General features: G+C 34.6%; 1 protein-coding gene. It reads right to left on the bottom strand.

Features of this window, described 5'->3' with window-relative positions; genetic code table 11:
• Window positions 1-216, bottom strand: a 216-nt coding sequence (locus KEM09_RS21840) for a hypothetical protein (protein WP_212232089.1), incomplete at its 3' end; no start/stop codon positions are given.
• Window positions 217-428 lie beyond the last annotated feature (212 nt).

The following is a 428-nucleotide window of genomic DNA, read 5'->3' as shown; positions in this document are numbered from 1 at the left end:
TAAAATGATGGATAAAGTTTTATTATTCCAGTAGAATTGGCCTATAAGACAAACAAATAATGGCAGAATAAAAGAAAGAAGAGCTATATCCCATCTATCAATTGAATTTTGAATCAGGTTAAATCTTGTGACTTCCAATAGTAATAATCCAATTGAAACTATAAATATAATTTCTTGCCAATACTTTAATAATGTCTTTAGAGCTTTAGTTTTCATGTTCCTTGGTATTTAAATTGCTGATTTATTTAATTTACTCATTATTATGAACGTCAATCTAACTCGTTTTATTTTAATTGTGTAGTATGGTGTTTTTTTGCTTGCCGCTAACGGTTGGCCGCATGGCGCTGTAGCAGATTTGCGTTGAGATTGTCCGTCCGAGAGGACGAGACTATCGAGGCGGGAATCTGCCCACCCAAAGTGAGCTGAGC

It is taken from the genome of Carboxylicivirga mesophila, from assembly GCF_018271975.1.
GTDB lineage: Bacteria > Bacteroidota > Bacteroidia > Bacteroidales > Marinilabiliaceae > Carboxylicivirga > Carboxylicivirga mesophila.
This window is presented reverse-complemented; position numbering and strand designations above follow the sequence as displayed.